This is a genomic window from Ruegeria atlantica (genome assembly GCF_001458195.1).
Lineage (GTDB): Bacteria > Pseudomonadota > Alphaproteobacteria > Rhodobacterales > Rhodobacteraceae > Ruegeria > Ruegeria atlantica.
On the sequence record NZ_CYPU01000039.1, the window covers coordinates 859,294 to 883,878 of the forward strand.

A 24,585-nucleotide genomic window follows, 5' to 3' on the forward strand; every position below is an offset into this window, starting at 1 on the left:
CTGATGGCCGCATAGCAGCTAATGCAGTGCGGGGATTGGCGCAATCCGAGCACTTGCGATCTGACGAAGGCGTGAGGATTCTTTGGCCTCACGCCAGCAGTTCAAAATCCACACCCGCACGTAATTTGCCGTTCACCTGAACCTCAAGGCGATGTGCTCCGGGAACCAGTTTGAACGTGGTCGCGTCGCCCTTGAGCTTATGCTTTTTGCTCAACGTCAGGCCGCCGTCCTTCAACAAAGCTTGTTTCAGCTTATGAACTTTGGCTGAGGTTTTTCCGCCAGGTCGTTGAAAGTGCACGATGTAATCCACAAGAACCGGTTGCTGATCCTTACCATTCAGCACAACATCAAACTCCAGCGCGTCACCGATCCGGGCCTCGCGTTTGATCGTGACATCGGCCGAAACCTTGGCGTCCGGGTCAAAACCCAGAGCCTTCATGGCGCGCGGATGTCCAGCTTTCACAAGACCACGCAAGGTGTGCGAGGTCATCCAGTCCAACTCATCCTGATCCTGTTGCCCTCTTGTGTCCCAATCCTGCAACCGGTCCAAAACCAGATCGGGGTCTTTTTTGGTGATGTCGTTCAGGTGGTTGGCCACCGACCGCGTGACATATCGCGTCCCATCGGCATGCAGCCGATTCAGTAGAGGCAGCGGATCGGTCAGGTCCAGCCCCACCGCCTGCCCCCAAGGCAAGCGCGGCCGTGTGCCTTCGCTAACCAATCGTCGCACGTGATAGCTGTCATGCGCGCACCATTCATTCATCCTCGACAGCACCAAATCCTGATGGGCGTTGAGGAACGGGCGGATGGCCCATTCCATCGAAAACCTCTGGGTTAGTTCCTCAAGCACATCCAATGCCTGCGCCGGATGGTCTATCCCCACGGCAACAACCCACTCACCTAATGGCGCAAAGATGAAATCCCCAAAATCGTCATCCGTTTTGCTGGGATCCAAAGGCGGCGGCAAAGCGCGCAACAGTGTTGGTGCGATCTGAGTCACATCACCCGGAACGGCCTGTTGCAAGCACTCGGCAATCCAGGCCATCCGCTCTTTCAATTCCAGATCCAGAAGGCGCGACATGACCTGCGCCTGAAATGAATTGGCATCAAAAGACGGGTCTGCGCCCGCGAAAAGCCCTGCCAAATAGCAGGTCTTTTCCGCGTTAAACAATTGATCCTTAAGTGAGAAGTTCTGTGCCATGGTCACATCGTCATGTTGGTCGCGCCGCCGTCCAGCAGGATGTTTTGCCCGACGATGAACCCGGCATGCTGCGAACAAAGGAACGCACAGGCTGCACCAAATTCTTCACGCGTTCCATACCGGCGCGCCGGGATGGTTGCCGCGCGTTCAGCGCGCGCCTCGTCCATCGAAATTCCTTTTTGCGCCGCGACACCACCATCCAATGAGTCCGCCCGGTCAGTGGTGTGAATGCCCGGCAGCAAGTTGTTGATCGTTACACCTTTTGGTGCAACCTGACGCGCAGTTCCGGCAACATAACCTGTCAGTCCGGTCCGGGCTGCATTCGACAGACCCAGCGCAGGGATCGGTGCGCGCACGGATTGCGAGGTGATATTCACCACCCGACCCCAGCCCTTGCCCATCATCCCCGGCAACAGTGCCTTCATGAAGGCAATCGGCGTCAGCATGTTGGAGTCCAGCGCCTTAATAAAATCGTCACGATCCCAGTCCGACCACAAACCGGGCGGCGGGCCACCGGCATTTGTCACAAGAATATCAACATCCTGCGCGACTTTTATCACCTGTTCTTGCCCGTCAACCGAGGTCACATCGCAGGCGACAGTTTGCACGTCCACCCCATGTTCAGATCGCAGGCGCGTGGCCTCGGCTTCCAAAGCCTCAGACCCGCGCGCGTTCATCACCAGATCAACGCCGGCCGCTGCAAGCGCCTCGGCACAACCCAGACCCAAACCTTTGCTACTGGCGCAGACCAGCGCACGTTTACCTTTGATCCCAAGATCCATCTGATCCTCCCTGTATTTGCCGCACATCTAGCACCAGCCTTTCAGGGAAGACCAGAAACCAAAACACGTTAGTAAAAGAACTCTTCGCGCACGATCTTACCATCCGCCACGTGGTAAATGGCGACCTCACGCATATCAAAGCTGTCACCGCTTTCCTTCACTGTGCCCTGCACCTCGAAAATTACGGCAAAGCGGTCGTCACCATGCATAAAGGGATCGCTGACCGAGGCGCCGGTCACGTCATGCGCGCCTTCCCACCATTCGTGTTTGCCGCGGATCGCGTCGCGCCCGGCGACTTCGCGCCCCATACCCGAGTAATCCACAGCTTCGACAGAAACGGCATTGTCTGCATAGAGCTTATCCAAATTCGCTTTGGCCCGGCCCTCGCGGCAACCAGCGACCAGTTCGTTTGCGATTTCTTTTAAATTCATCACACCTCTCCATCATTTGTTCACTATATGTTCTTTTTGCCATTATCAGGCGATTCTGAACACCCCCTTTGTCTTGCCTCGGCAGAATTCCCCGCATATACGCGCGTTCATGCTTGATATTGCCTCGAACCAACCCGTTTTGCCGCCCGAGATTGCTCGGCGCCGGACATTCGCCATCATCTCGCACCCGGATGCGGGCAAGACGACGCTGACCGAAAAGTTCCTGTTGTACGGGGGCGCTATTCAGATGGCCGGTCAGGTGCGCGCCAAGGGCGAAGCCCGGCGCACCCGTTCGGACTTTATGCAGATGGAGAAGGATCGCGGTATCTCGGTTTCCGCATCGGCGATGTCCTTTGACTATGACACTTTCAGGTTCAATCTGGTGGATACGCCCGGCCACAGTGATTTCTCGGAAGACACCTATCGCACGCTGACCGCTGTGGACGCCGCCGTGATGGTGATCGACGGCGCAAAAGGTGTGGAAAGCCAGACGCAGAAACTGTTCGAGGTCTGCCGCCTGCGCGATCTGCCGATCCTGACCTTCTGTAACAAGATGGACCGCGAAAGCCGCGATACGTTCGAGATCATCGACGAAATTCAGGAAATGCTGGCCATTGACGTCACGCCTGCCGCGTGGCCCATCGGCGTCGGCCGCGATTTCATCGGCTGCTACGACATGCTGCGCGACCGGCTGGAGCTGATGGACCGCGCCGACCGTAACAAAGTGGCCGAAAGCATCGAGATCAACGGTCTTGATGACCCCAAGCTCGCGGAACACGTACCCGAGCACCTGCTGGAGAAGTTCCTGGAAGAGGTCGAGATGGCGCGGGAGCTGCTGCCCGCCATGGACCCGCAGGCGGTGCTTGAGGGGCATATGACCCCGATCTGGTTCGGTTCGGCGATCAACTCGTTCGGTGTCAAGGAACTGATGGAGGGCATCGGCGCTTATGGCCCGCAGCCGCAAATCCAGTCTGCCGAACCGCGTCAAATCGCACCGGATGAAAAGAAGGTCGCCGGTTTTGTCTTCAAGGTTCAGGCAAATATGGACCCAAAGCACCGCGACCGCGTCGCCTTTGTTCGCATGGCATCGGGCCATTTCAAGCGTGGTATGAAGCTGACCCACGTGCGATCGAAAAAGCCGATGGCGATTTCGAACCCTGTGCTGTTTCTGGCGTCCGACCGCGAACTGGCCGAAGAGGCCTGGGCCGGTGATATCATCGGCATCCCCAACCACGGGCAATTGCGCATCGGCGACACGCTGACCGAAGGCGAAGCGATCCGGGTGACCGGCATCCCGTCCTTCGCGCCGGAACTGCTGCAAACCGTGCGCCCGGGCGATCCAATGAAGGCCAAGCATCTGGAAAAGGCTCTGATGCAATTTGCCGAGGAAGGTGCCGCGAAGGTGTTCAAACCTTCGATCGGATCGGGCTTTATCGTCGGCGTCGTCGGCGCGTTGCAATTCGAAGTACTCGCCAGCCGGATTGAGATGGAATACGGCCTGCCCGTGCGCTTTGAGGCGTCGCAATTCACCTCGGCCCGCTGGGTCAGCGGCGGCAAAGCCGAAGTCGAGAAGTTCGTCGAAGCCAACAAGCAGCACATCGCCCATGATCATGACGGCGATATCGTTTATCTGACGCGCCTGCAGTGGGACATCGACCGGGTCGTCCGCGACTATCCCGAACTGAACCTGACGGCCACGAAAGAGATGATGGCGTGATGGCACGGGCCGAAAGCACGAATGGATGATGATCTAACGTATTCGGGTGGCTTGCCCGCCCTGCAAGACAGGTTCGAAAGGCGACGAGCGCCTTTCGACTTCTCGGACGAGGTACTGCCGGCAGAAGATGTCGATCTGACCCATTTGACGCGTCAGATTGTTCCTGAAAGCGCGACACGGCCGCAACCCGGCCAGGCGGATACATCCTGGACGCGCAAACGCCGACACATCGCGCAGGAATTCGTCGGAAAATCTGAACTGGCGTTTCTGAACGCGCAGCTTATTTCGAACTTGCGGAAACGATCCTGGCCGAACCACGCCCCCGCCTTGTTTTGCCGGTTGTGGGCCGAGCATTCGGATCATCTGTTCAAGGCTTTGAATCGCGATCCCGGGACAGTGTTCCGGCGCCTGGCCAAAATGCATGAGACTCGTGCAGCGCGTAGGGAAGCGCGCCAATGACGACCTGGGGTATCGTCTCAATGGTTCGCGGATCGACCCGCGACATACTCAGGTTCGCGGCCCATCACCTCGATCTGGGTGCGGGTTATCTGTACATTTACCTGGACGAACCTAATCGTGAGGCGCACCGGGCCCTCAGGAAACACCCGAAAATCAGGGCGCGAATCTGTGATGATGTCTTTTGGGATAAACGCAAACGCGACCGCCCGGACCGCCATCAGGTTCGTCAGACACTTCATGCCACATTCGCCTATCGCAACACCGATCTGGACTGGCTGGCCCATATCGACGTGGATGAGTTCCTTTGGTCTTCAAAACCCATCCGGGAGCAGTTGCAATCCGTCCCCGCGGAAATCCCTGCCGTCCGTGTCCGGCCAATGGAGGCAATGGCAGGCGGCGAGGATCTGTTCAAGGCGCATATCCCCAGCGGCCCGGACCGCTCAGCCATGGTACAGTCCGTCTATCCCAACTATGGCAGCTTTGTACTCGGCGGGTTCCTCAGCCACGTTCAGGGTAAGCTGTTCGTCCGCACAGGCATGGAAAAGCTGAACTTTCGCATCCACAACCTGTTTCAAAACAAAAAACTTCTACCCTGCAAATTCGAACTTCCGGGGTTGGAGCTTTGTCATCGCCACGCCCCTGACTGGGATCACTGGGCGGCGCATTACCAGTTCCGGATGGCGCGTGGGTCCTATCAACCCGGCATGTCCCCGAACGTTCCGCGCGAACTGGGCGGTCTGAACAAGAATGAGTTGTTCAACTGGATCGAGACAGAACAGGGCCAGGACGGCTTGCGCGCGTTTTATGACGAAATTAGCGGTGCCGATCCCGGCGTACGCGCACGTCTCGAAGAATATGGGTTGATCCGGCACAGACCGCTGGATCTGGACGCTAAGGTTGCGAAACACTTTCCCGGAAGCTGCTGAATTGTTGCAGAAAACCAGCAGTGGGCGTTAGCGACGTCAGGTTAAGGGCTCTTCATTTGACCCTGCCCCATGATTTTGTTATGTCCGCGCAAAGCCGAAATGCGCCTGACAGCGTATGGCCATCCGGGCCCGGCATTCCTTTGACGCGCGGGCTAGGTCTAGTGTCCGCATGAACCGGACATACATGACAAAATTCAACGAACTGAACCTGAACCCGAAGGTCCTCAAAGCCATTGAGGAAGCCGGATACGAAACGCCCACGCCAATTCAGGAAGGCGCGATACCCGCGGCCCTTGAAGGTCGGGATGTTCTGGGCATTGCTCAGACCGGTACCGGCAAGACGGCCAGCTTTACGCTGCCGATGATCACCTTGCTGGCTCGTGGGCGCGCCCGTGCACGTATGCCGCGCTCGCTGGTGCTGTGCCCGACCCGGGAACTGGCCGCGCAGGTGGCCGAGAATTTCGACACCTACGCCAAACACCTGAAACTGACCAAAGCGCTGCTGATCGGCGGCGTTAGCTTCAAAGAACAGGACGCGTTGATCGACCGGGGCGTTGACGTCCTGATCGCCACGCCGGGTCGCCTGCTGGACCATTTTGAACGCGGTAAGCTTCTTTTGACCGGTGTTCAAATCATGGTTGTCGACGAAGCTGACCGGATGCTGGACATGGGGTTCATCCCCGATATCGAACGCATCTTCTCGCTGACGCCGTTCACGCGCCAGACCTTGTTCTTTTCGGCCACTATGGCGCCCGAGATTGAGCGGATCACTGACACCTTCCTGTCCGCACCCACGCGGGTCGAGGTTGCGCGTCAGGCCACCGCTTCGGAAACTATTGAACAGGGCGTCGTGATGTTCAAAGGCGGTCGTCGGGATCGTGAGGCCAGCCAGAAACGCAATGTCCTGCGGGCGCTGATCGACGCTGAAGGCGAGAAGTGCACCAACGCCATCATCTTCTGCAACCGCAAGACCGATGTGGATATCTGCGCCAAGTCTCTCAAGAAATACGGCTATGACGCCGCCGCGATCCACGGCGATCTGGATCAATCCCAGCGCACGAAAACACTCGACGGCTTCCGGGACGGGTCTTTGCGCCTACTCGTGGCCTCGGACGTGGCCGCGCGCGGATTGGATGTGCCATCCGTCAGCCATGTGATCAATTTCGACGTCCCCGGCCACCCCGAGGATTACGTCCACCGCATTGGCCGCACCGGTCGCGCCGGGCGTGAGGGCAAGGCGATCACGATCTGCTCTTCCCGCGATGAAAAGGCGCTGGCGGCGGTGGAGAAGTTGATTCAGAAAGAAATTCCCCGTCTGAACAACCCGATTGAGGCGGATGACTCCAAAGCCGATACCCCAAAAACCGAGAATCAGCCCAAGGCGGCGGACACCAAAAAGTCCGATCGGCGCAAAAGCGAGCCCCGTACGGAAATAGAGCCTCGTAAGGATAGAGAACCGCGCAAGGATAGAGAGCCCCGTAAGGTCAAAGAGTCCAAAGGCCGCGGTCGCAGAGACGACAGGGGCCCTGCAGTTGTCGGCATGGGCGATCACTTGCCCAGCTTCATCGCCCTCAGCTTTGACGAACGCCGCGCAGGCTAAATCGTAAGCACCAATGCCAGTATCGAGGCACCAAGCAACATCATCCCGGCGATCTCACGCCGGGTGATTCTTTCGCGAAAAAACAAGAGCGAGGCGAACAGGCTGAAGATCAGTTCGACCTGCCCGAGAGCTTTGACATAGGCCGCGTTTTGCAGCGTGAAGGCGAAGAACCAGCAGAACGATCCACATAGACTGGTGAGCCCGACAAAAACGCCCGTTCGGCGTGTGTCCCAAACCGCGCGCAGCTCGGCACGGTCGCGCCACAGCAGCCACAGCCCCATGCTGAGGAATTGGAACGAAACCACCACTGCCAAAGTGACCAGCGCCCGGAACCAGGCGTTCAAATCCCCCAGTTCCAACGAGGCACCGCGATAGCTGACGGATGAGAAAGCAAACAGCACGCCCGAACCCAGCCCAAGGCGCGATGCACGGTTGGTGAGGTGTGCCCACCAAGCCCCTTCTCCACCAGGACTTTTCGACAACAGCAAGACAGCCACCAGTCCCAGAACAATCGCAAACAACGCACCCGAGGACACCTGATCGCCCAGGACCAAAAATCCGACGATGGCGGTTTGGACAACTTCGGTCTTCTTGAATGTAATACCGACGGCAAAATTGCGTTGTTTGAACAGGGCCACCACGCAGATGGTCGCCAAAATCTGCGTTGTCCCGCCGATCACTGCAAACAACCAGAAACGCCCGGTCAGGGCCGGTAGGCTAAATCCGGTCAATTGCATTGCCACGATCAGCGCAAGGACTGCCAACGGCATGGAATAGGCAAACCGCGCAAAAGTCGCGCCGGCTGCCGAAAGTTTCACGGTGCTCAGCGACTTTTGCAGCATGAACCGCACGGTCTGAAATGCCGCGGCGGCGATGGTGATGGGAATCCACAAACTCATGGATTCCCTTGTGTCGTCAAATCAACCCTTTGGCCAGAGCGGATGCTCGACCGGGTCCTTGATACGCCAGAAATAAGATCGGAAAATCTGCCCGTAAGACCGATAGACATAAGCGTGGTTGCTGGCCAGATAGCCGTCTTTCCCGGCACGATAAAGCGCAGGCAACCGGTACCACGGAGCACCGGGATTCATGTGATGAACGACGTGCAGATTGTTGTTCAGAAACAAAAAAGCCAACAACCCGCGATCTTCGACAATGACCGTTCGGGCACTGGAGCATTCGTGCGCCCGGTGTTCAAGAAACGTCCGGATCTTGACCAAGCCCAAACCAATATAAGCGGACAGAACAAAGGCCCATAAAGGCATTGGAGACCGAGAAACCACCCACAAAACCGCAGCCACTCCGATCAGGTGCAGTCCCCATGCCAACAGTACGGCTCTGTCTCCGCGTTTGGCGCCGCGCAACTCATCCCGAAAGAAGATATACTGACCAATCGCCGGGCCCAGCACCATGCGTCCAAGCAGCGTGTTATTCGCTCTCAGCAGTCGCTTTTGCCAGCCTTTGAGCGTATTCCAAACTTTCGGGTCCAGATAGTTCGACTCAGGGTCGTCATAGGGGTCGGTCAGCGTCGAATCCCTGTGATGCGCCAGATGTAGGTCGCGGAACCGGTTGTACGGAATGAACAAGGTTAGCGGCGGCGCCATCAGCGCCTCGTTCAGCCAACGCGTGCGGAACGGGTGCCCGTGCAGCGCCTCGTGCGTCAGCGACGAGTGCAGCGCCGCCACCAAGCCCATGGCGGGAATGGCCAGCCAGACGGGAAGTGTAAAGATCACCCCCAGCCACGCCGCATAACACGCAATGATCAGGGCAAAGGTGCCCCACTCGGGACCTGGCCGCTCAGACATTTCGGCCCCATGTGATGCCTGCCCAGACACGCTCATAGATCACGTACATCGTCAGGCCGATGCCCGTGTTCACAATCGCCAACGTCCCACCAACTGCGGCAGAACCTGTCGCGATCAGACCCACCAGCGTCATCATGACCAGGCCCATCGCATTCCACACCACAGCCTTCACGACCGATCTTCGTCGCGTTTCCATTCCGTCACCCATATTATTGTTATGTTTTAAGAATTACGGATCGTGGCCGAGTTGAAAATTCTGAATATGATTAACAAAATTCATCATCCATGATATAAATCAACATATGACGGATAAATTAGACAAACGAGATCGCGCTGCACAGTTTCGCCAACGCCTTGCCCGCGCGATGGAAGAACGTGACATCAGCCAAAGCGCGCTGGCCCGGGATATCGGTGTCGACCGATCGACCGTATCTCAACTTTTGACTGGCGAAGGTGCGCGCCTGCCGAACGCGCATGTCGTTGGCAGCTGCGCCACAGCGCTTGGTGTTTCGGCTGACTGGCTGCTGAGCTTATCGGATCGGCCCGAAAGCGCTGCAGAGCTTCTGGCGCTTTCTCTGAGTATGACCAAGGCGCCACGCGCGCTGGTCGATGAACGTATTTTCGAATGGCACAAAGAGGCGGCTGGCTACAAGGTTCGCTATGTACCCGCCACCCTGCCCGACATGCTGAAAACCCGCGCCGTGCTAGAGTGGGAATACGCCCCGCATCTGGGGCGAACGGCAGATCAGGCCATCGGCGCGTCAGAAGACCGGCTGACGTGGATGCGCAGCGCGCAATCAGATTATGAGATCGCCATGCCGCTGTATGAGATCGACAGCTTTGCCCGCGCGACCGGATACTACGAAGGCCTGTGCCCGAAAATCAGGATGGATCAGATCGACCACTTGTTAGAGCTGAGCGATCAGCTTTATCCCCGCATGCGCATCTATCTGTTTGATGCCAAACGCCTCTATTCTGCGCCGGTCACGATTTTTGGCCCGCTGCTGTGTGTGTTCTACGCGGGAAGTCACTATATGGCCTTTCGAGACCGCGACAGGATCGAAGTTTTTTCCCGTCATTTCGATACGTTGGTGCGAGAAGCGGATGTGACGGCGCGGGACTTCCCCGATCATCTCAGGCAGCTGCGATCAACGATTTCCGCCTGATAACGGCCTCATAGATGCGTAAGCGACCAAGGTGTGATATCGTCAATTGGCGCGAACTTTCGAGCGATCCGATCACAGACGGAGGACCATAGGAATGGACGCATTAAAAACTGCTCAATACGCACGGGCGCTTTATTCCGCCCACGGAGATCAGGCCGAGGCGGAAGCTGCGCAGAAGATGCGCGAATGCAAAGACGCCGGGAACATGCAGCAAGCCCGTGACTGGCAGGCGGTTCGTCAGAGCATCCGCCAGATTCGCGGCCCCAATCAGGGTTAAACCTTTGGGTCGGGGTTGACCGTATGCCCGTCGACGGCAATCACCTGCCCCGACACCAATCGGGCTGCATCCGATGCAAGGAATACAGCCATATTGGCAATGTCGTGACCTTCGACAAATCGGCCCATTGATGTGCCCGATGCGTATCCCTCATAGACCTGATCCCGCGTCATGCCCTTGGCATCGGCCTCGCGCTGCAGCACGCCTTCCATCCGTGGACCTTCTACCGACCCCGGGCAGATGACATTGCACCGCACGCCATGCGCGCCAAGCTCCATCGCCAGGGTCTTGGCCAGACCGATCATCCCCCACTTCGCCGCAGCATAAGGCGCGCGATTTGGGTACCCGTATTGGCCAGCCGTCGAAGATGTAATGACCACGGCGCCACTGCCCTGACGTTTCAGGATCGGCGCCGCGTGTTTGGCGCACAGAAAGGCACCCTCCAGATTTACTGCAAGGCACATGCGCCACTCGTCCAATGCAACGTCTTCAACCGAAGCGGTTGGTCCCGCGATTCCTGCGTTTGCGCACAGGGTGTCCAAACCACCCCATTCCGCCTCAATGTCTTGGAACAAGGTGGCCACGGCATTCTCGTCCGCGACGTTCGCCTCGGACCGCCGCCAATGGGCCGGACAATCTGACAGCGCCTTCGGGTTGACGTCAGCCACCCAGACCTGCTCACCAGCTGCGTCAAAGGCTTCGGCCATAGCGCGGCCAACGCCCGAGGCGCCAGCCGTTATAAGAACGCGCCCACTCATGCCGGTTTGCGGATCGCAGCACCCGCACCTTCAGGATAAGGCAAGCCTGCCTGAGCTTCAGCGATCCGGGCCATAGCGTCTTCGATCTCTGCCGAAGGTGCGCTCGGGCGACGGGTTTCCAGACTGACATGCAGCAGGAAGCTTTCGCCCGTAGCCAATAGCTTGTCGCCTTCATACATGGAATGGAACACGTGCAGCTTCTTGCCCTGCCCCAACAGCATCTGCGTGCGCACTTCAATCCTTGCACCCGCGTGGACTTCGTCGATATAGCGGATGTGGTTTTCGGCCGTAAAGTAACTGCCGCCCGAGGCGATGTAATCGGCATCACACCCCATGATCTCCATGAACCGGTCGGTCGCCGCGGCGAAGGCCTCAAGGTACCGCGCCTCGTTCATGTGACCGTTGTAGTCGGTCCAGTCCAACGGCACTGCGCGCGACAAGGTCAGAATTGGCTGGCTCAGATCGGCCTGATCCATCGTCGGAAGTGCGCCCGGTTTCAGCGCCGCGTCATGCTGGTTCAGAACAGCACCGGCCCCATAGTTCTGCGCCTTGAGCGCCCGCATCATCCCAACGAGGTTATTGTCGCGAATACGCTCCAATTCGCGGATCGAGTGCATGCCCGATTGCGCGTCAGACTGATCCGCGATCATGTCGACCAGCTCATCGGTGAACTCGGGCACATCCATCAGCTTGGTCCAGGGCCATTGCAACGCCGGGCCGAACTGCGCCATGAAATGCCGCATCCCCGCCTCGCCACCGGCCACGCGATAAGTTTCGAACAGACCCATCTGCGCCCAGCGGATACCAAAGCCCATGCGGATCGCTTCGTCGATCTCTTCAGTCGTGGCTATACCGTCCTTGACCAACCACAGCGCCTCGCGCCAGACGGCTTCGAGGAACCGGTCAGCAATATGCGCATCGATCTCTTTTTTGACATGCAGAGGGAAGAAACCCACCGATTTCAACAGATCCTTCGCGCGATCGACCATTTCGGGTCGGTTCTTGTCGGTCGGTACCAATTCGATCAGCGGCAGCAGATACACTGGGTTGAACGGGTGCGACACAACAATCTGTTCTGGGCGCAGCGCGCTTTCCTGCAGCTCGGACGGTTTGAACCCGCTGGTTGACGACCCGATGATCGCCTCCGGATCGCAGGCATCCTGCAAGCTTTTATAAACCTTCAGCTTCAGATCCAACCGTTCGGGCACGCTTTCCTGAATCCAGATGGCGCCTTGCACGGCGTCAGTCAGATCGTCGTGGAAGGTAAGCGCCCCCTCAGACGGCAAAAGCACATCACTCAACCCCGGCAGAGACCGGCGCGCGTTGTCCAGAACTTCACTAATCTTGCGCTCGGCCTCAGGGTCCGGATCAAACACACGGACATCCCAACCGTTAAGCAAGAACCGCGCGGCCCACCCGCCGCCGATGACACCACCACCGATGATAGCTGCTGTTTTTGTCATATCTTTTCCTAGTCGATACAGATCACCAGCTCGCGTCCCGTCTCATCCAGATGAGGAATGCACCCGAACTGCGGCGTGACCGCGCTGCATTGTTTGGTCTCGGACAGGCAAAAGCCTTGACAGTCCGAACCTTTTTCACAGGTCTTGCCCGCATCTGCCAGCGGCAGAACGCACATATTGCTGGGCTTTGCCCGCAACCTCGTAGACACCACCTTTGGTTTTGCAAGCCTGCCTCCCATTGTTCACAGAAGCCGCCTCCGCCTTTTCATCCGCCGGAAGGCAAGCCGCCATAAGTCCCGCTCCGACGACAGCCAGACACCGCAACATCACTTTCATGAGTTTCATTCCCTCAGTTGATGCCCCGGTGTCATGGCAAGGCGAACTTCCTATTGGGAGAAATTTCAGCCCTTAGGTGCTCGTTTCACCAGCCCCAGCTTCTCACGCACTTCCTGCGCGCCGATCACCCGCGCGCCCATGTTCGAAACGATGGTGTTCGCCCGCTCAACCAGCTGCCAGTTTTCCGCAAGAACGCCTTTGTCGAGGAACAGATTGTCCTCAAGGCCAACGCGCACATTGCCGCCCGCCAGCACCGAAGCCGACGCATATGCCATCTGGTTCCGCCCAAGCGCGAATGCGCTGAAGGTCCAGTCATCAGGCACGTTATTCACCATGGCCATAAAGGTGTTCAGATCATCCGGAGCCCCCCACGGCACGCCCATGCACAGCTGAACCAGTGCCGGGCTGTCCAGAACGCCGTCCTTCACCAACTGCTTCGCGTACCACAGATGACCGGTATCAAAGGCCTCGATCTCAGGCTTCACGCCCAGATGCGTCATCATCCGGCCCATCGCCTGCAGCATGCCTGGCGTGTTGGTCATGACATAGTCAGCTTCGGCAAAATTCATGGTGCCGCAATCAAGAGTACAGATTTCGGGCAGACATTCAGCCACATGCTCCACCCGAGCAGCCGCTCCGATCATGTCGGTGCCGTCCTCGTTCAACGGCAGCGGGGATTCCGTCGGGCCAAAGATCATGTCACCGCCCATCCCGGCGGTGAGGTTCAGCACAACGTCGACCTCGGCTTCACGAATGCGATCAGTCACCTCGCGGTACAGGTCCAGACGACGGCTGGGTGCACCGGTTTCCGGATCACGCACGTGGCAATGCACGATGGCCGCCCCGGCCTTGGCCGCAGCGATCGCACTGTCGGCGATTTGCTTTGGCGAACGCGGCACATGCGGGCTGCGATCCTGTGTTCCGCCCGAGCCGGTGACAGCGCAGGTGATGAAGACTTCGCGGTTCATTTCCAGTGGCATGGTGTTTTCCCCAACTTATACCCGGTTTTGACCTAAGTTATCCTCAGGCTTCTCCCCGGATTCCGATTTGCGTTCATCCCCGACTCTGGCGCAGCTTTATGGAAACAACTTGCCAGAATGCGAATCGAACTTGATGAAATCCGCAAAAAACATATTGCAGCCCGAACATCGCGCCCTGAAAACGGCCGTGCTGGTTCTGGACGAATGCAACACGCTCAGCTTTGCTTCGGCCGTCGATCCGATGCGCGCCGCCAATCGTCTGGCGGACCGCCCGGCCTTTGACTGGGATTATGTGACGGCCACAGCGGAACCGGCGATGCTGACCAGCGCACTGAATGTTCCAGGCACACCGCTGGCTCGGTTGCAGGGTTGCGACCTGATGATCGTCATTGCAGGTTTCCAACTGGCCCGTCACGCCACACCCAGCCTGCTCGCCGGATTGCGCCGCATTGCCGGTACCGGAGCCACCATGGCTGGCATCGACGGCGGCCCCTGGCTACTGGCCGAAGCCGGCCTGCTGAACGGCCACTCCGCCACAACGCACTGGGAGGATCTGGACAATTTCGCGACCCGCTTCCCCGAAGTCGATGTTCGCCCTGACCGATTTACTGTGTCCGGCAACCGTCTGACCTCAGGCGGCGCGATCCCCGCGGTCGAGATGATGCTACACATCATTGCCGCGCGCCACGGCGCAGGTTTTGCCGCCCGCGTGTCCGGCCTGTTCCTCTACGATGGCGCGCCAAGCCCGACAAAACCACAAAGCCGCACAGGCGCGCCGCATCGTCATACGGCCCTGACAGCAAAGGCGAACTCGTTGATGGAGACATCGCTCGAGGACCCGCTACCGTTGGCCGTAATTGCCGACTCTCTGGGCACCAGCCCTCGTACTCTGCAACAACAGTTCCGTCTGCGCCTGAACACAACGCCGCAGGATCACTATCTGCAACTGCGCCTGGCCGAAGCGCGGCGTCTGGTCACCGATACGGATATGCCACTGATGGACGTGGCACTCGCCACAGGCTTTGCCTCACAATCCAGCTTTGCCCGTGCCTTCCGAACCGCGCACGGCCTGTCGGCCAGAGACCTCCGTCAGGACCGGATCCAGCCGACACATCACTGACCGGATCCGCTTCATCTGGTTAAAAATATCCCGGGGGAGGCGCGTAAAGCGCGGCGGGGGCAGAGCCCTTGGCCCGTTCGAAAGTTGCACTTTCAAATGTGGTCAAGATGTGCTCAATTCTGATTGGGGTCTTTCTGAAACATTGCCTCAAGCGCGAATGTCAAAACCTGACCCAAAGCTGTGGTTCTTAATCGATTGGCAATGCGGCGCATGCACCCCGCATCGCCACCAATCAAAAGTGTTAAGATTAGCAACTCCACCTCAGTGGTATGTCGCTCAAGTTTGCAGTATGTGGAATTTCTACGTCTCTTACGGAGCACAAAGCGACCAAATCCGGGTAATCCCTTGACGTGGCGCGGGGGCGCTTCGTAAAGTATATAAGTTGCCGCGCGCCATCTTTTTCGTCATCAGGTGTAAAAATGAGATACTCGAAAATTCGCAATATGGAAGAATTTGCTGCAATAAGCGGCATCTCGCGGCCCACTGTTTCGAAGTATTTCAATGATCCCGGTAGTGTGCGCGCTTCAACACGTGCAAGGATCGAGGCCTCATTGAAGAAGTACGACTACCAGCCTAACGTCTTTGCAATGAATCAAAACCGGCGCACGACAAAGAACATCGGCATTGTGGTCCCGAACCTTGCAGACCCATTTTTCTCCGAGATCGCCAGGCGGGTCGAACTTGCGTGTATAGACGCTGGCTACAGCCCAATTTTGGCAAGTTCTCATGGTCGCCCCGAGATGGAACGAGAAAACTTGCTGTCTTTGCGGTCCTTGAAACCAGCTGGTGTGTTGCTTGCCCCCTTTGGCCGAATGTCCGACGAGGACGCGGTTAAAGACATCAGCCATGATTTCCCTTTAGTTCTTTTTGACGCCAATATAGGCGACGTCGGTCAGGCATTTGTGGGGACGGACAATGCGAAAAGTGTGGATTTGATGGTTGAGTATCTGTGTCGCAGTGGCGAGCCGCCCTGCTTTTTTGAAATGAAATTCCCCTCGAATCCAAACGCCAACAAGCGCCGTCAGGCTTATCTCGACAGCATGCATAGGCACGGACATGAACCGTCTATTTTTCAGGCTGATGGTAAGGGTTGGCATTTCGAGGAAATCGGGAAAACCGAAGGCGGTCGGCTGCTATCTTCCAAAGCATTCAGCACCAACACTGTGTTATGCAGCAATGACCGTTTGGCAATTGGCATGCTGTCCGCAGCTTACGGCCTTGGGCTACGCGTGGGTCACAGTGCGGGTTGCGACATCAGGGTGGCTGGCCATGACGACCACCCCTTCTCCAAATTCACCTGTCCTCCTTTGACGACAATCGCGCAGGACTATGAAGCCATCGCGAATCGAGCATTCAACGATCTTTTCGAGATGCTTGAGCAAGGTGAGCGCCTTTCAGAACGTACGGAAACCACCTTTGAGGGACGATTAGTCATGAGGAATTCCGCCTAAGCGATTTATTTTAAAAATAAATTATCGAAATATTTACGCGCGCAAATTTTTAATTGACTTCGCGTTGCGACGCCCGGTATCGTCTTAATTATCACCCAAGGAGGAGGAAATTGGGATGTCCATCAAGAAAGCACTACTCTCTGCCACGGCGGTTTCACTTTTTGCCGTCAGCGGCGTACTTGCCGACGGTCACGCCAAAGAACTGACAATCGCGATCGTGAACAACGGTCACATGATCAACATGCAGAAAGTTGCAGAAGCCTACACAGAAGAAACCGGTGTAAAGCTCAATTGGGTTTCTCTCGAAGAAGGCGTTCTGCGTGAGCAAGTCACGTCCGATACCGCAACCGGAGGCGGCCAGTACGATGTCATCAACATTGGCATGCAGGAAGCGCCCATCTGGGGTGCAGCTGGTTGGATAGAGGCCCTAGACTTCGGTGCCGATTATGACGCTGACGACATCCTGCCCGCAATTCGCGCTGGTCTGTCCCACGAGGGCACTATGTATGCGGCACCGTTCTACGGCGAAAGCTCCATGGTTATGTATCGTAAAGACCTGACCGACGCTGCAGGTGTAACCATCGCTGACAACGATAGCTGGGACAATATCAAAGCGGCGGCGGCAGCAATGCATGACCCTGACAACGGAATTTACGGTGCGTGTCTGCGCGGCAAGCCAGGTTGGGGCGACAATATGGCCTTCGTCACCACTATGGTAAATTCTTTCGGTGGTGCCTGGTTCGACGCGGATTTCAAACCGACCATCGATTCAGACGAATGGAAGGCAGCAATCAACTTCTACGTTGACCTCTTGGGCAACTATGGCCCTCCTGGATCGGAAGGAAACTCCTTCAACGAAATCCTCGCTCTCTACAACGAAGGCAAGTGCGGCATGTGGATCGACGCGACGATCGCAGCTTCCTTCTTGACCGTTGACGGTGTTGAATACGCGCAGTCGCCAAACGCTGGTAACCCAGTTGGCGCGAACTGGCTGTGGGCGTGGGCAATGGCTGTTCCTGCCGGAACACCTAATGCGGAAGAAGCAAAGGCCTTCATCGAGTGGGCAACTTCCAAAGATTATGTGCAGGCCGTTGGGAACCACCCTGAGTTCGGCTGGGCGAAAGTCCCTACAGGTCAGCGTGCATCAACGTACGCTCTGCCCGAATTCCAAGCTGTTGCAGGTTTCGCGGCAGCTGAGATGGCAGCGATTGAGTCAGCCGCACCTGAAGCGACAGACCTGAAACCATATGTTGGTGTTCAGTTCGCAGCGATACCTGAGTTCCCAGAAGTGGGTTCCGCTGTTGCGCAGGAAATCGCGGCTGCTCTGTCTGGCGCCAAATCTGTCGATGACGCTTTGGCGGCTTCACAGGCTGCTGCTGCATCGATCATGGAAGAAGCAGGCTACTAAGCTTAGACTTTGAGTAACATGGAAGGTCCGGTTCATCCGGGCCCTCTCCAATACTATTCTCGCTGAGAGACCAGCGGTTTACAGAAGTACTGTTCTCCAGCAACCTGACCACCGATCACTTACGAAATTATTGAAATCATTGCGAGCAATTTGCTTCGCGGGGGTCCTTAGCCATGTCTGATAGAAAACTTCCACGCATGCTTCAATCACCAGCGGTCATCTTACTGCTGATCTGGATGCTAGTGCCGTTGTCGATGACGCTCTACTTCTCGTTTATCCGCTACGTCTTGAACAACCTGCGTCGGCCTGAGTGGACAACTCCATCTATAAGCAACTGGCGCGGTTTAGGTAACTACGAGTTTGTTTTGAAGTCCAAGGACTTCCTGTTCGCAATCCAGAATAGCCTTCTCATTGTATGCAGCATTCTCTTCCTGACCGTTGTTCTGGGAGTATTGATTGCCGTGTTGATCAACAAGTCCTTCCCAGGCCAGGGAATCGTTCGCGTGTTGCTGATTTCGCCCTTCTTTGTGATGCCCGCCGTGAACGCGGTGTTGTGGATCAACATGATCCTTGACCCTGTTCTGGGCCTGCAGGGCATCGCGGTCGCAGGAATAAACGAGACGGTTGCCGGGCTTCGAAACACACCGTTGATCGGAGGATTCTTCTCCTTATGGCCCGAGTTTAATCCAATTTCTTTCCGCGCCACACAGACATCCGCCTACGCTGTAATCATGATGGTCACGTGGCAATGGACTCCATTTGCGGTTCTAATCTTTATGACGTCGTTACAGTCAGAGGATCAGCAGCAAAAAGAGGCGGCAATTCTGGATGGGGCCAGCGCGTGGTCGCAGTTCCGCTTTCTGACTCTGCCTCACCTTGGTCGGCCTATCGCGATCGTGGTGATGATCCAAGCGATCTTCCATCTCTCACTCTATGCCGAGATTGAGATTGTCAGCCGGGGCAACGGCAACAAAAACCTGCCTTACTTGATCGGCGAATTCGCCAACAACAACATCGGCGCGGCCTCTGCTACGGGGATATTCGCCGTAATCCTTGCCAACATCGTTGCGATTTTCTTGCTGCGGATGGTTGGCAAGACATTGATGGAGTAACAGACCTATGGCCATTGTTGCACAATCCTCGAAATACGGAGATATCGGCCGCGCTATATTGGCTTGGGCGGTGGGACTTCTGTTCTTCTTCCCGATCTTCTGGCTGGTTCTGACGAGCTTCAAGACGGACGCTGATGCGGTGAAACCTGAGTTCCTATTCTTCTTCACACCTACGTTGGAGAATTACCTAAACATGACCGAAAACTACGACTACTGGCGCTTCGCGACCAATTCGGTCATCACTTCTGTCTTCGCCACGGTTTTCGCACTCGCAGTAGGTATTCCATGTGCCTACGCCATGGCATTCAAGCCGACACGCGGGACCAAGGACTTATTGATGTGGATGCTCTCCACGAAAATGCTGCCTGCAGCTGCGGTGTTGTACCCGATGACCTTTCTGACAAAGAGTCTTGGTCTTTTTGACACCCATTTTATGGTCATTGTGGTGTTGATGTTGATCAACCTGCCAATCGTGATCTGGATGCTTTTCACCTACTTTAAGGAGATCCCGAAAGAGATTATCGAAGCGGGGCAGATGGATGGCGTGAATACCTGGGGAGAGATCCGAGAAATCCTCATTCCGCTGGCCTGGGGCGGCATCGCCTCAACCGCGCTATTGTGCTTTATCTTCTGTTGGAACGAGGCCTATTGGACCGTCCGGCTCACAACTACCGAGGCGGCAACACTCTCCAAGCTCATCGAAGGTAACCGTGCGCCGGAAGGTCTGTTCTTTGGGCGCCTCTCCGCTGTCTCTGCTGCTGCAGTCGGCCCCATCATTGTGTTGGGTTGGTTCTGTCAAAAACAATTGGTCCAAGGTCTCACCTTTGGCGCCGTGAAATAGGAAAAGATCATGGGACGTATTGTACTTGAAAACGTAACCAAAAGCTTTGGCTCGACGGAAGTCATCCCGCCATTGAACTTAACTATCGAAGACGGCGAGTTCGCTGTGTTTGTCGGGCCATCCGGCTGCGGTAAATCCACCCTCTTGCGTGTAATCGCGGGTTTAGAAGACGCAACGTCTGGTAAAGTGCTTATCGATGATGAGGACGTGACAGAGATCTCCCCTTCCAAACGCGGACTTGCCATGGTGTTCCAGACCTATGCGCTCTATCCGCACATGAGCGTTCGCAAAAATATTGCTTTTCCAATGCGGATGGCAGGCATGAGCGAGGAAGAGCAAGAAAAACGCATAACAGCGGCGGCAAATTCGTTGAACCTTACCGACTATTTGGACCGTAAACCAGGCCAATTGTCCGGTGGTCAACGTCAGCGTGTAGCCATTGGCCGTGCAATTGTCCGTGACCCATCCGCGTTCCTTTTCGACGAACCTTTATCGAACCTCGATGCAGCTTTGCGGGTCGGTATGCGGCTCGAGATCACCGAAATGCATGAACGTATGAAGACTACGATGATCTATGTGACCCACGATCAGGTTGAAGCCATGACGATGGCCAACAAGATAGTCGTGTTGCAAGCAGGTGTAATCGAACAGGTCGGCTCTCCGCTGGAACTTTACCACCGTCCGCGCAACAAGTTCGTGGCGGGCTTTATCGGCAGCCCCAAAATGAATCTGATTGAAGGTGCGTTGGCTGAGGAACAGGCTGCACATACAATTGGTATTCGCCCTGAGCATTTAAGCATCTCGGACAAGGAAGGTTTGTGGCAGGGGACAGTCGGTGTTGCAGAGCACCTGGGATCTGACACATTCATCCACATACATGGCATTGAAGGTTGTGACCCTATGACCATGCGTGCCGCAGGTGATGTTTCGTTCAACCACGGTGATCGGGTCTATCTTACACCAGATGCAACGCAGATTCACAAGTTTGATGCGCAAGGTCTTAGGGTCGAGTGATGCAACTGGCGCGAAAGACAGCTCTTATTACAGGAGCCGCCCGCGGAATCGGGCGGGCCATTGCAGCCGCTTATATCCGCGAAGGCGCTCAGGTTGTGGTTGCAGACATTGACGCGCACAGCATCGCCTTAACGGCCAATGAACTCGGAGAACGGGCTTGGTCTCTGCCCATGGACGTAACCGATCAGGTCAGTATTGATGAAGGGGTAAATCGCACGATCGATCACTTTGGGCAGATCGATATCCTAGTCAATAATGCAGCACTTTTCACGGCGGCACCCCTGGTTGAGATCAATCGCGCAGATTATTCTCGCGTGTTGGATGTGAACGTATCCGGCACACTCTTCATGACGCAGGCTGTTGCCCGCTACATGATCGCACGCGGTCAAGGCGGAAAAATCATCAACATGGCCTCTCAAGCAGGTCGGCGTGGAGAACCCCTTGTCGCCGTTTACTGCGCCACCAAAGCGGCAGTGATCAGCCTGACCCAGTCTACCGGGCTAGACTTGATCAAGCACGGAATCAACGTCAACGCGATCTCCCCCGGTGTTGTGGACGGTGAACACTGGGACGACGTTGATGCCTTCTTTGCCAAATATGAGAACAAAAAATTGGGTCAAAAAAAACGGGAAGTTGGGGCAGCCGTCCCCTTTGGGCGCATGGGCACCCCAGAAGACCTCACAGGTATGGCCGTCTTTCTGGCAAGTCATGCTGCAAATTACATCGTTGCGCAGACCTTTAACGTAGATGGTGGACAATGGATGAGCTAATCTCCCTTTCGAACGCGACACTTGATCAATTGACCGTCGAACATCCTCGGTATGACCGCGCAACCCTGACACCCGGCATTGTTCACATCGGCGTTGGCAACTTTCATCGCGCTCATCAGGCCTGGTACCTACATCGCCTGATGCAAGCAAACCAAGCAAAGGACTGGGCTATTATCGGTGCTGGCGTACGTCCATATGACGCGGCCATGCGCGAGAAGTTGCTGGCTCAGGATTGTTTGACCACCCTGATTGAACTTGATCCAAAAAATGTCTCTGCCGAGGTCATCGGCTCAATGATCGATTATCTGCCAATCGAAGAAAGCAATGCGGCGCTTATTTCTCAAATGGCGGAACCCGCAATACGTATCGTTGCAATGACAGTGACTGAAAGCGGCTACTACATCGATCCGGTCACTAAGGAATTTGACGCCGCACACGCCGATCTGCAACACGACGCCGCCAATCCCGACAGGCCGATCACCGCCTTCGGCGCAATTGTCGCCGCTCTACGCCTGCGTCATGCCGCGGGTCATGGGCCGTTCACCTGTCTCAGCTGTGACAACCTGCAAGGGAACGGAGACATCCTGCGCCAAACCGTCGTATCCTTGGCGCGCCAATCCGATGCAGATCTGGCTGATTGGATTGACACCGAAGTGACGTTCCCAAACTCCATGGTTGACTGTATTGCACCTTCCAATGGGCCCAAAGAGCTGGCGCTTGCCGCGGATTTTGGCATCATCGACAATGCGCTGGTCACGCACGAATCCTTTCGCCAATGGGTCATTGAGGATAAGTTTTGTGTAGGGCGGCCGAATTGGGAAAAAGTGGGCGCGACCTTCTCGGACGATGTTCATTCATTTGAGGCTATGAAAATCCGAATCCTGAACGCCGGTCATCAGGTCATTGCAAATGTCGGTGAAATACTGGGGATCGAAACGATTGCAGATTGTATGGCGCATTCCGAAATTGCAGCGTTTTTTGGCACAGTGCAACGCACAGAAATCGCACCTACAGTCGCCGCTGTGCCAGGCAAAACGCCCGTACAATATGTAGAGCTTATCGAAGATCGCTTCTCGAACCCTCGAATTGTGGATACAACCCGCCGTGTAGCCTTCGACGGTTCTGCTCGCCACCCCGGTTTTGTCTTGCCCATCCTGCGCGATCAGCTTGCCGCTGGGCGCAGTGTTGAAGGACTGGCGCTGGTCGAGGCTCTCTGGGCGCGTATGTGTTTCGGTACGCGGGAAGACGCGAGTGTAATCGAAGCAAATGATCCCATCTGGAATGATCTTTGCAAAACGGCGAAAGCGGCGAAAGAACGTCCGATGGCTTGGCTTGAACTAAATCGGATTTACGGCGATTTGGCTCAACCGAGTCCTTTCTCGAAGGCGTTTTGTAGTTGGCTCCCGATGATCTGGGAGCAAGGCTGCGAGCCGGCATTGAAGGCTTACGCCGTGCTTGTTCGAGAAGAATCCTGTGCCTGATATCATCTGCGCATGCGTAGGTTGAACCTCTACCTATTGGGGTAATCTAGATGTCCCAATCGACGTGCTAAGCGTTGCAGAAGCCGGAAAAATGACTATGAAGCCTGTCCACTCAAAGCCCTGATCAAATTATACGGAATCTGACTTGGTTGTACTAGCAAAATGGCCAAGATTTGGAGTTTCTTGATCCAAGCGCACAGCGCCCAAATTTCACGTGAACCAATTATAGAACACTGATTTCCAAAATAAATTGAGCTTTCATTGCACGTAGCGGCCACTTTTCAATCACGCGACTATTCAATCCTTCATTTCAGAGACGGAAAAAGGACGCATACGAATGTCCCCTTTTTCTCATAGGGAATTGATTTTCTTTCGTTTGCAGCGAATTTCTGCTTCTCGCCCATTTTCTCGCCCTCACGCTCAACAGGGGACGACAACGGGTTCGTCCTCGGAGCTGCCACCCAGCAGAAGTCCACTTCTGAGATGCATCTCGGCTTGCAACCCGTGTTGCGCTCGCTCGTCTGGCATCAGCGTGATCTTGTCGATGAGCATCGCCAGATATCCACGCGCTTCCTCGATATAAGCCTTGTCAGAGAGCAGATGCTCGAAATTGTTAAGCGGGTGCTGTCAGACGAATTCGAACCAGTCTCAGTTTGCCGCGGAAACTGCGAGCCTATCCGGAACAAAGTTGACGCCACTCGGCAAGAGCGGCGGTGCGGGTCAGCTTGAAGGTGTCTCGCCTGGTTAGCGATCTTTCCTGGTTGAAGTGGTTGTAGACGGAAGAATGGACGGAGGCGAATTTCTGTAAACTTCGCATGCGACTGAAACGCTGCATCGCACGTTCTCTTCGTTGGAAAGGCATGTGTGAGTTCTCGACGCGGTTGTTGAGCCACCAGTCATTCGCTGCAGCTTGCGTGAATGTCCGCTCTGCGGTGCCGTTTCAACCGATCGCCGCAACACATTCATGGAACGTCTCTGCTGGTGAGAAGTAATGCAACGTTTTTCTTGGCCGCTCGTTGAGTTCACGAGCAACTGCGTCGAGATGTTCCTGGCTGTGCACTGAGAGGTCGGTGCCCTTTGGGAAGTACTGGCGCAGGAGACGGTTGGTATTCTCGTTGGTGCCGCGTTGCCACGGGCTGTGCGGGTCGCAAAAGTAGATGTCGAGATCGGTGGCCAGTGCCAGGTTCTTGTGATCGGCAAGCTCTTTGCCGCGGTCCCAGGTCAGCGTCTGGCGAAGCTCTCTCGGCAGATGTTGGATTTGTGCGGTCAGCGCAGCCACGACAGTCTGCGTTTCTTTCCCGCCCACCTTCACGAGCATGACATAGCGCGTGCGCCGCTCCACCAGCGTCGCGATGAAGCTGTTCTTCGAGCCGGCGATCAGGTCACCTTCCCAGTGGCCGGGAATGGCGCGGTCTTCGACAGCGGCCGGGCGTTCCCGGATCGAGATCGCATCCTTGATTTGACCGAGCCCATCCCGCTTCAGGCTA

The 24,585-nt window shown here is 56.2% G+C and carries 26 protein-coding genes and 1 pseudogene; 14 read left to right on the plus strand and 13 right to left on the minus strand.

The features are described from left to right. Positions 1-88 precede the first annotated feature (88 nt). The 3 genes from RUA4292_RS14145 to RUA4292_RS14155 form a co-directional block, all read right to left on the minus strand. Positions 89-1,201, minus strand: a complete 1,113-nt coding sequence (locus RUA4292_RS14145; protein ID WP_058278116.1) for a YhaZ family DNA alkylation repair protein — start codon at positions 1,199-1,201, stop codon at positions 89-91. Positions 1,202-1,203: 2 nt separating this feature from the next. Next, positions 1,204-1,983 (minus strand): SDR family oxidoreductase, encoded by a 780-nt coding sequence (locus tag RUA4292_RS14150; RefSeq protein WP_058278217.1) that lies wholly within the window; start codon positions 1,981-1,983, stop codon positions 1,204-1,206. 68 nt (positions 1,984-2,051) lie between these two features. Next, positions 2,052-2,414, minus strand: coding sequence for a nuclear transport factor 2 family protein (locus RUA4292_RS14155; RefSeq protein ID WP_058278117.1), 363 nt, complete (start codon positions 2,412-2,414; stop codon positions 2,052-2,054). A gap of 109 nt (positions 2,415-2,523) precedes the next feature. On the opposite strand from RUA4292_RS14155, the gene RUA4292_RS14160 reads away from it, so the two are divergent. The 4 genes from RUA4292_RS14160 to RUA4292_RS14175 all read left to right on the plus strand — a co-directional run bounded on the left by RUA4292_RS14160 (position 2,524) and on the right by RUA4292_RS14175 (position 7,116). Then, positions 2,524-4,131 (plus strand): peptide chain release factor 3, encoded by a 1,608-nt coding sequence (locus RUA4292_RS14160; protein WP_058278118.1) that lies wholly within the window; start codon positions 2,524-2,526, stop codon positions 4,129-4,131. Positions 4,132-4,152: 21 nt separating this feature from the next. Next, positions 4,153-4,590: a hypothetical protein gene (locus RUA4292_RS14165; RefSeq protein WP_058278119.1), complete on the plus strand. Its 438-nt coding sequence runs from the start codon at positions 4,153-4,155 to the stop codon at positions 4,588-4,590. Beyond that, on the plus strand, positions 4,587-5,516 hold the full coding sequence (locus RUA4292_RS14170; protein WP_058278120.1) for a glycosyltransferase family 2 protein: 930 nt from the start codon (positions 4,587-4,589) through the stop codon (positions 5,514-5,516). Before RUA4292_RS14165 ends, RUA4292_RS14170 begins: the two co-directional genes overlap by 4 nt. A 184-nt stretch (positions 5,517-5,700) precedes the next feature. After that, a complete protein-coding gene (locus RUA4292_RS14175; RefSeq protein WP_199520011.1) occupies positions 5,701-7,116 on the plus strand; it encodes a DEAD/DEAH box helicase in 1,416 nt (471 codons plus the stop codon). Here the strand turns inward: RUA4292_RS14175 and RUA4292_RS14180 are convergent. Genes RUA4292_RS14180 through RUA4292_RS14190 form a run of 3 tightly spaced genes read right to left on the minus strand, consistent with a single transcriptional unit; the run spans position 7,113 to position 9,117 of the window. Beyond that, the gene (locus RUA4292_RS14180) at positions 7,113-8,015 is read right to left on the minus strand and encodes a DMT family transporter (RefSeq protein ID WP_058278122.1); all 903 of its coding nucleotides are present in this window, start codon (positions 8,013-8,015) and stop codon (positions 7,113-7,115) included. The two genes, RUA4292_RS14175 and RUA4292_RS14180, sit on opposite strands and share 4 nt — an antisense overlap. 21 nt (positions 8,016-8,036) lie before the next feature. Further along, positions 8,037-8,921 (minus strand): fatty acid desaturase, encoded by an 885-nt coding sequence (locus tag RUA4292_RS14185; protein ID WP_058278123.1) that lies wholly within the window; start codon positions 8,919-8,921, stop codon positions 8,037-8,039. Then, positions 8,914-9,117, minus strand: coding sequence for a DUF2061 domain-containing protein (locus RUA4292_RS14190; RefSeq protein ID WP_058278218.1), 204 nt, complete (start codon positions 9,115-9,117; stop codon positions 8,914-8,916). The genes RUA4292_RS14185 and RUA4292_RS14190 overlap by 8 nt, the downstream gene beginning before the upstream one ends. 106 nt (positions 9,118-9,223) lie before the next feature. On the opposite strand from RUA4292_RS14190, the gene RUA4292_RS14195 reads away from it, so the two are divergent. Together RUA4292_RS14195 and RUA4292_RS14200 are read left to right on the plus strand one after the other, a co-directional pair. Then, positions 9,224-10,087, plus strand: a complete 864-nt coding sequence (locus tag RUA4292_RS14195) for a helix-turn-helix domain-containing protein (protein ID WP_058271837.1) — start codon at positions 9,224-9,226, stop codon at positions 10,085-10,087. A 94-nt stretch (positions 10,088-10,181) separates the two neighbouring features. Next, positions 10,182-10,364, plus strand: coding sequence for a hypothetical protein (locus RUA4292_RS14200; protein WP_058271838.1), 183 nt, complete (start codon positions 10,182-10,184; stop codon positions 10,362-10,364). Here the strand turns inward: RUA4292_RS14200 and RUA4292_RS14205 are convergent. From RUA4292_RS14205 to bcoG, 4 genes are all read right to left on the minus strand, one after another. Beyond that, positions 10,361-11,122, minus strand: a complete 762-nt coding sequence (locus RUA4292_RS14205; protein WP_058278124.1) for an SDR family oxidoreductase — start codon at positions 11,120-11,122, stop codon at positions 10,361-10,363. The genes RUA4292_RS14200 and RUA4292_RS14205 overlap by 4 nt on opposite strands. After that, positions 11,119-12,585 carry a carnitine 3-dehydrogenase gene (locus RUA4292_RS14210; RefSeq protein WP_058278125.1) on the minus strand — a complete coding sequence of 489 codons (1,467 nt, stop codon included), beginning with the start codon at positions 12,583-12,585 and terminating at the stop codon, positions 11,119-11,121. Before RUA4292_RS14210 ends, RUA4292_RS14205 begins: the two co-directional genes overlap by 4 nt. A gap of 135 nt (positions 12,586-12,720) precedes the next feature. After that, on the minus strand, positions 12,721-12,930 hold the full coding sequence (locus RUA4292_RS24495; protein ID WP_145974955.1) for a hypothetical protein: 210 nt from the start codon (positions 12,928-12,930) through the stop codon (positions 12,721-12,723). Between the two features lie 56 nt (positions 12,931-12,986). Next, on the minus strand, positions 12,987-13,901 hold the full coding sequence (gene bcoG, locus RUA4292_RS14215) for a 3-dehydrocarnitine:acetyl-CoA trimethylamine transferase BcoG (RefSeq protein ID WP_058278126.1): 915 nt from the start codon (positions 13,899-13,901) through the stop codon (positions 12,987-12,989). Between the two features lie 133 nt (positions 13,902-14,034). On the opposite strand from bcoG, the gene RUA4292_RS14220 reads away from it, so the two are divergent. The 8 genes from RUA4292_RS14220 (at position 14,035) to RUA4292_RS14255 (ending at position 23,098) form a co-directional block, all read left to right on the plus strand. Next, positions 14,035-15,021, plus strand: a complete 987-nt coding sequence (locus RUA4292_RS14220) for a GlxA family transcriptional regulator (RefSeq protein WP_058278219.1) — start codon at positions 14,035-14,037, stop codon at positions 15,019-15,021. A gap of 419 nt (positions 15,022-15,440) precedes the next feature. Next, entirely contained in the window at positions 15,441-16,472 is a 1,032-nt protein-coding gene (locus RUA4292_RS14225) for a LacI family DNA-binding transcriptional regulator (RefSeq protein WP_058278127.1), read from the plus strand. A gap of 115 nt (positions 16,473-16,587) precedes the next feature. Then, positions 16,588-17,880, plus strand: coding sequence for an ABC transporter substrate-binding protein (locus RUA4292_RS14230; RefSeq protein WP_058278128.1), 1,293 nt, complete (start codon positions 16,588-16,590; stop codon positions 17,878-17,880). A 197-nt stretch (positions 17,881-18,077) separates the two neighbouring features. Then, positions 18,078-18,992 carry a carbohydrate ABC transporter permease gene (locus RUA4292_RS14235; RefSeq protein WP_442475951.1) on the plus strand — a complete coding sequence of 305 codons (915 nt, stop codon included), beginning with the start codon at positions 18,078-18,080 and terminating at the stop codon, positions 18,990-18,992. A 7-nt stretch (positions 18,993-18,999) separates the two neighbouring features. Then, positions 19,000-19,833 (plus strand): carbohydrate ABC transporter permease, encoded by an 834-nt coding sequence (locus RUA4292_RS14240; RefSeq protein WP_058278130.1) that lies wholly within the window; start codon positions 19,000-19,002, stop codon positions 19,831-19,833. 9 nt (positions 19,834-19,842) lie between these two features. Then, positions 19,843-20,847, plus strand: a complete 1,005-nt coding sequence (locus RUA4292_RS14245) for an ABC transporter ATP-binding protein (RefSeq protein WP_058278131.1) — start codon at positions 19,843-19,845, stop codon at positions 20,845-20,847. Beyond that, positions 20,847-21,617, plus strand: coding sequence for an L-iditol 2-dehydrogenase (locus RUA4292_RS14250; RefSeq protein ID WP_145974956.1), 771 nt, complete (start codon positions 20,847-20,849; stop codon positions 21,615-21,617). Before RUA4292_RS14245 ends, RUA4292_RS14250 begins: the two co-directional genes overlap by 1 nt. Further along, positions 21,605-23,098, plus strand: coding sequence for a mannitol dehydrogenase family protein (locus tag RUA4292_RS14255; protein WP_058278133.1), 1,494 nt, complete (start codon positions 21,605-21,607; stop codon positions 23,096-23,098). The genes RUA4292_RS14250 and RUA4292_RS14255 overlap by 13 nt, the downstream gene beginning before the upstream one ends. A gap of 420 nt (positions 23,099-23,518) precedes the next feature. On the opposite strand, the gene RUA4292_RS25485 is transcribed toward RUA4292_RS14255, so the two are convergent. From RUA4292_RS25485 to RUA4292_RS14260, 3 genes and pseudogenes are all read right to left on the minus strand, one after another. Then, on the minus strand, positions 23,519-23,650 hold the full coding sequence (locus RUA4292_RS25485; protein WP_267885455.1) for a hypothetical protein: 132 nt from the start codon (positions 23,648-23,650) through the stop codon (positions 23,519-23,521). A 121-nt stretch (positions 23,651-23,771) separates the two neighbouring features. After that, positions 23,772-23,990 (minus strand): annotated as a pseudogene (locus RUA4292_RS24055) (DDE-type integrase/transposase/recombinase); the annotation flags it as partial. A 48-nt stretch (positions 23,991-24,038) separates the two neighbouring features. Then, positions 24,039-24,585: IS30 family transposase (locus RUA4292_RS14260; protein WP_145974957.1), on the minus strand; the 547-nt coding region annotated here is incomplete at its 5' end.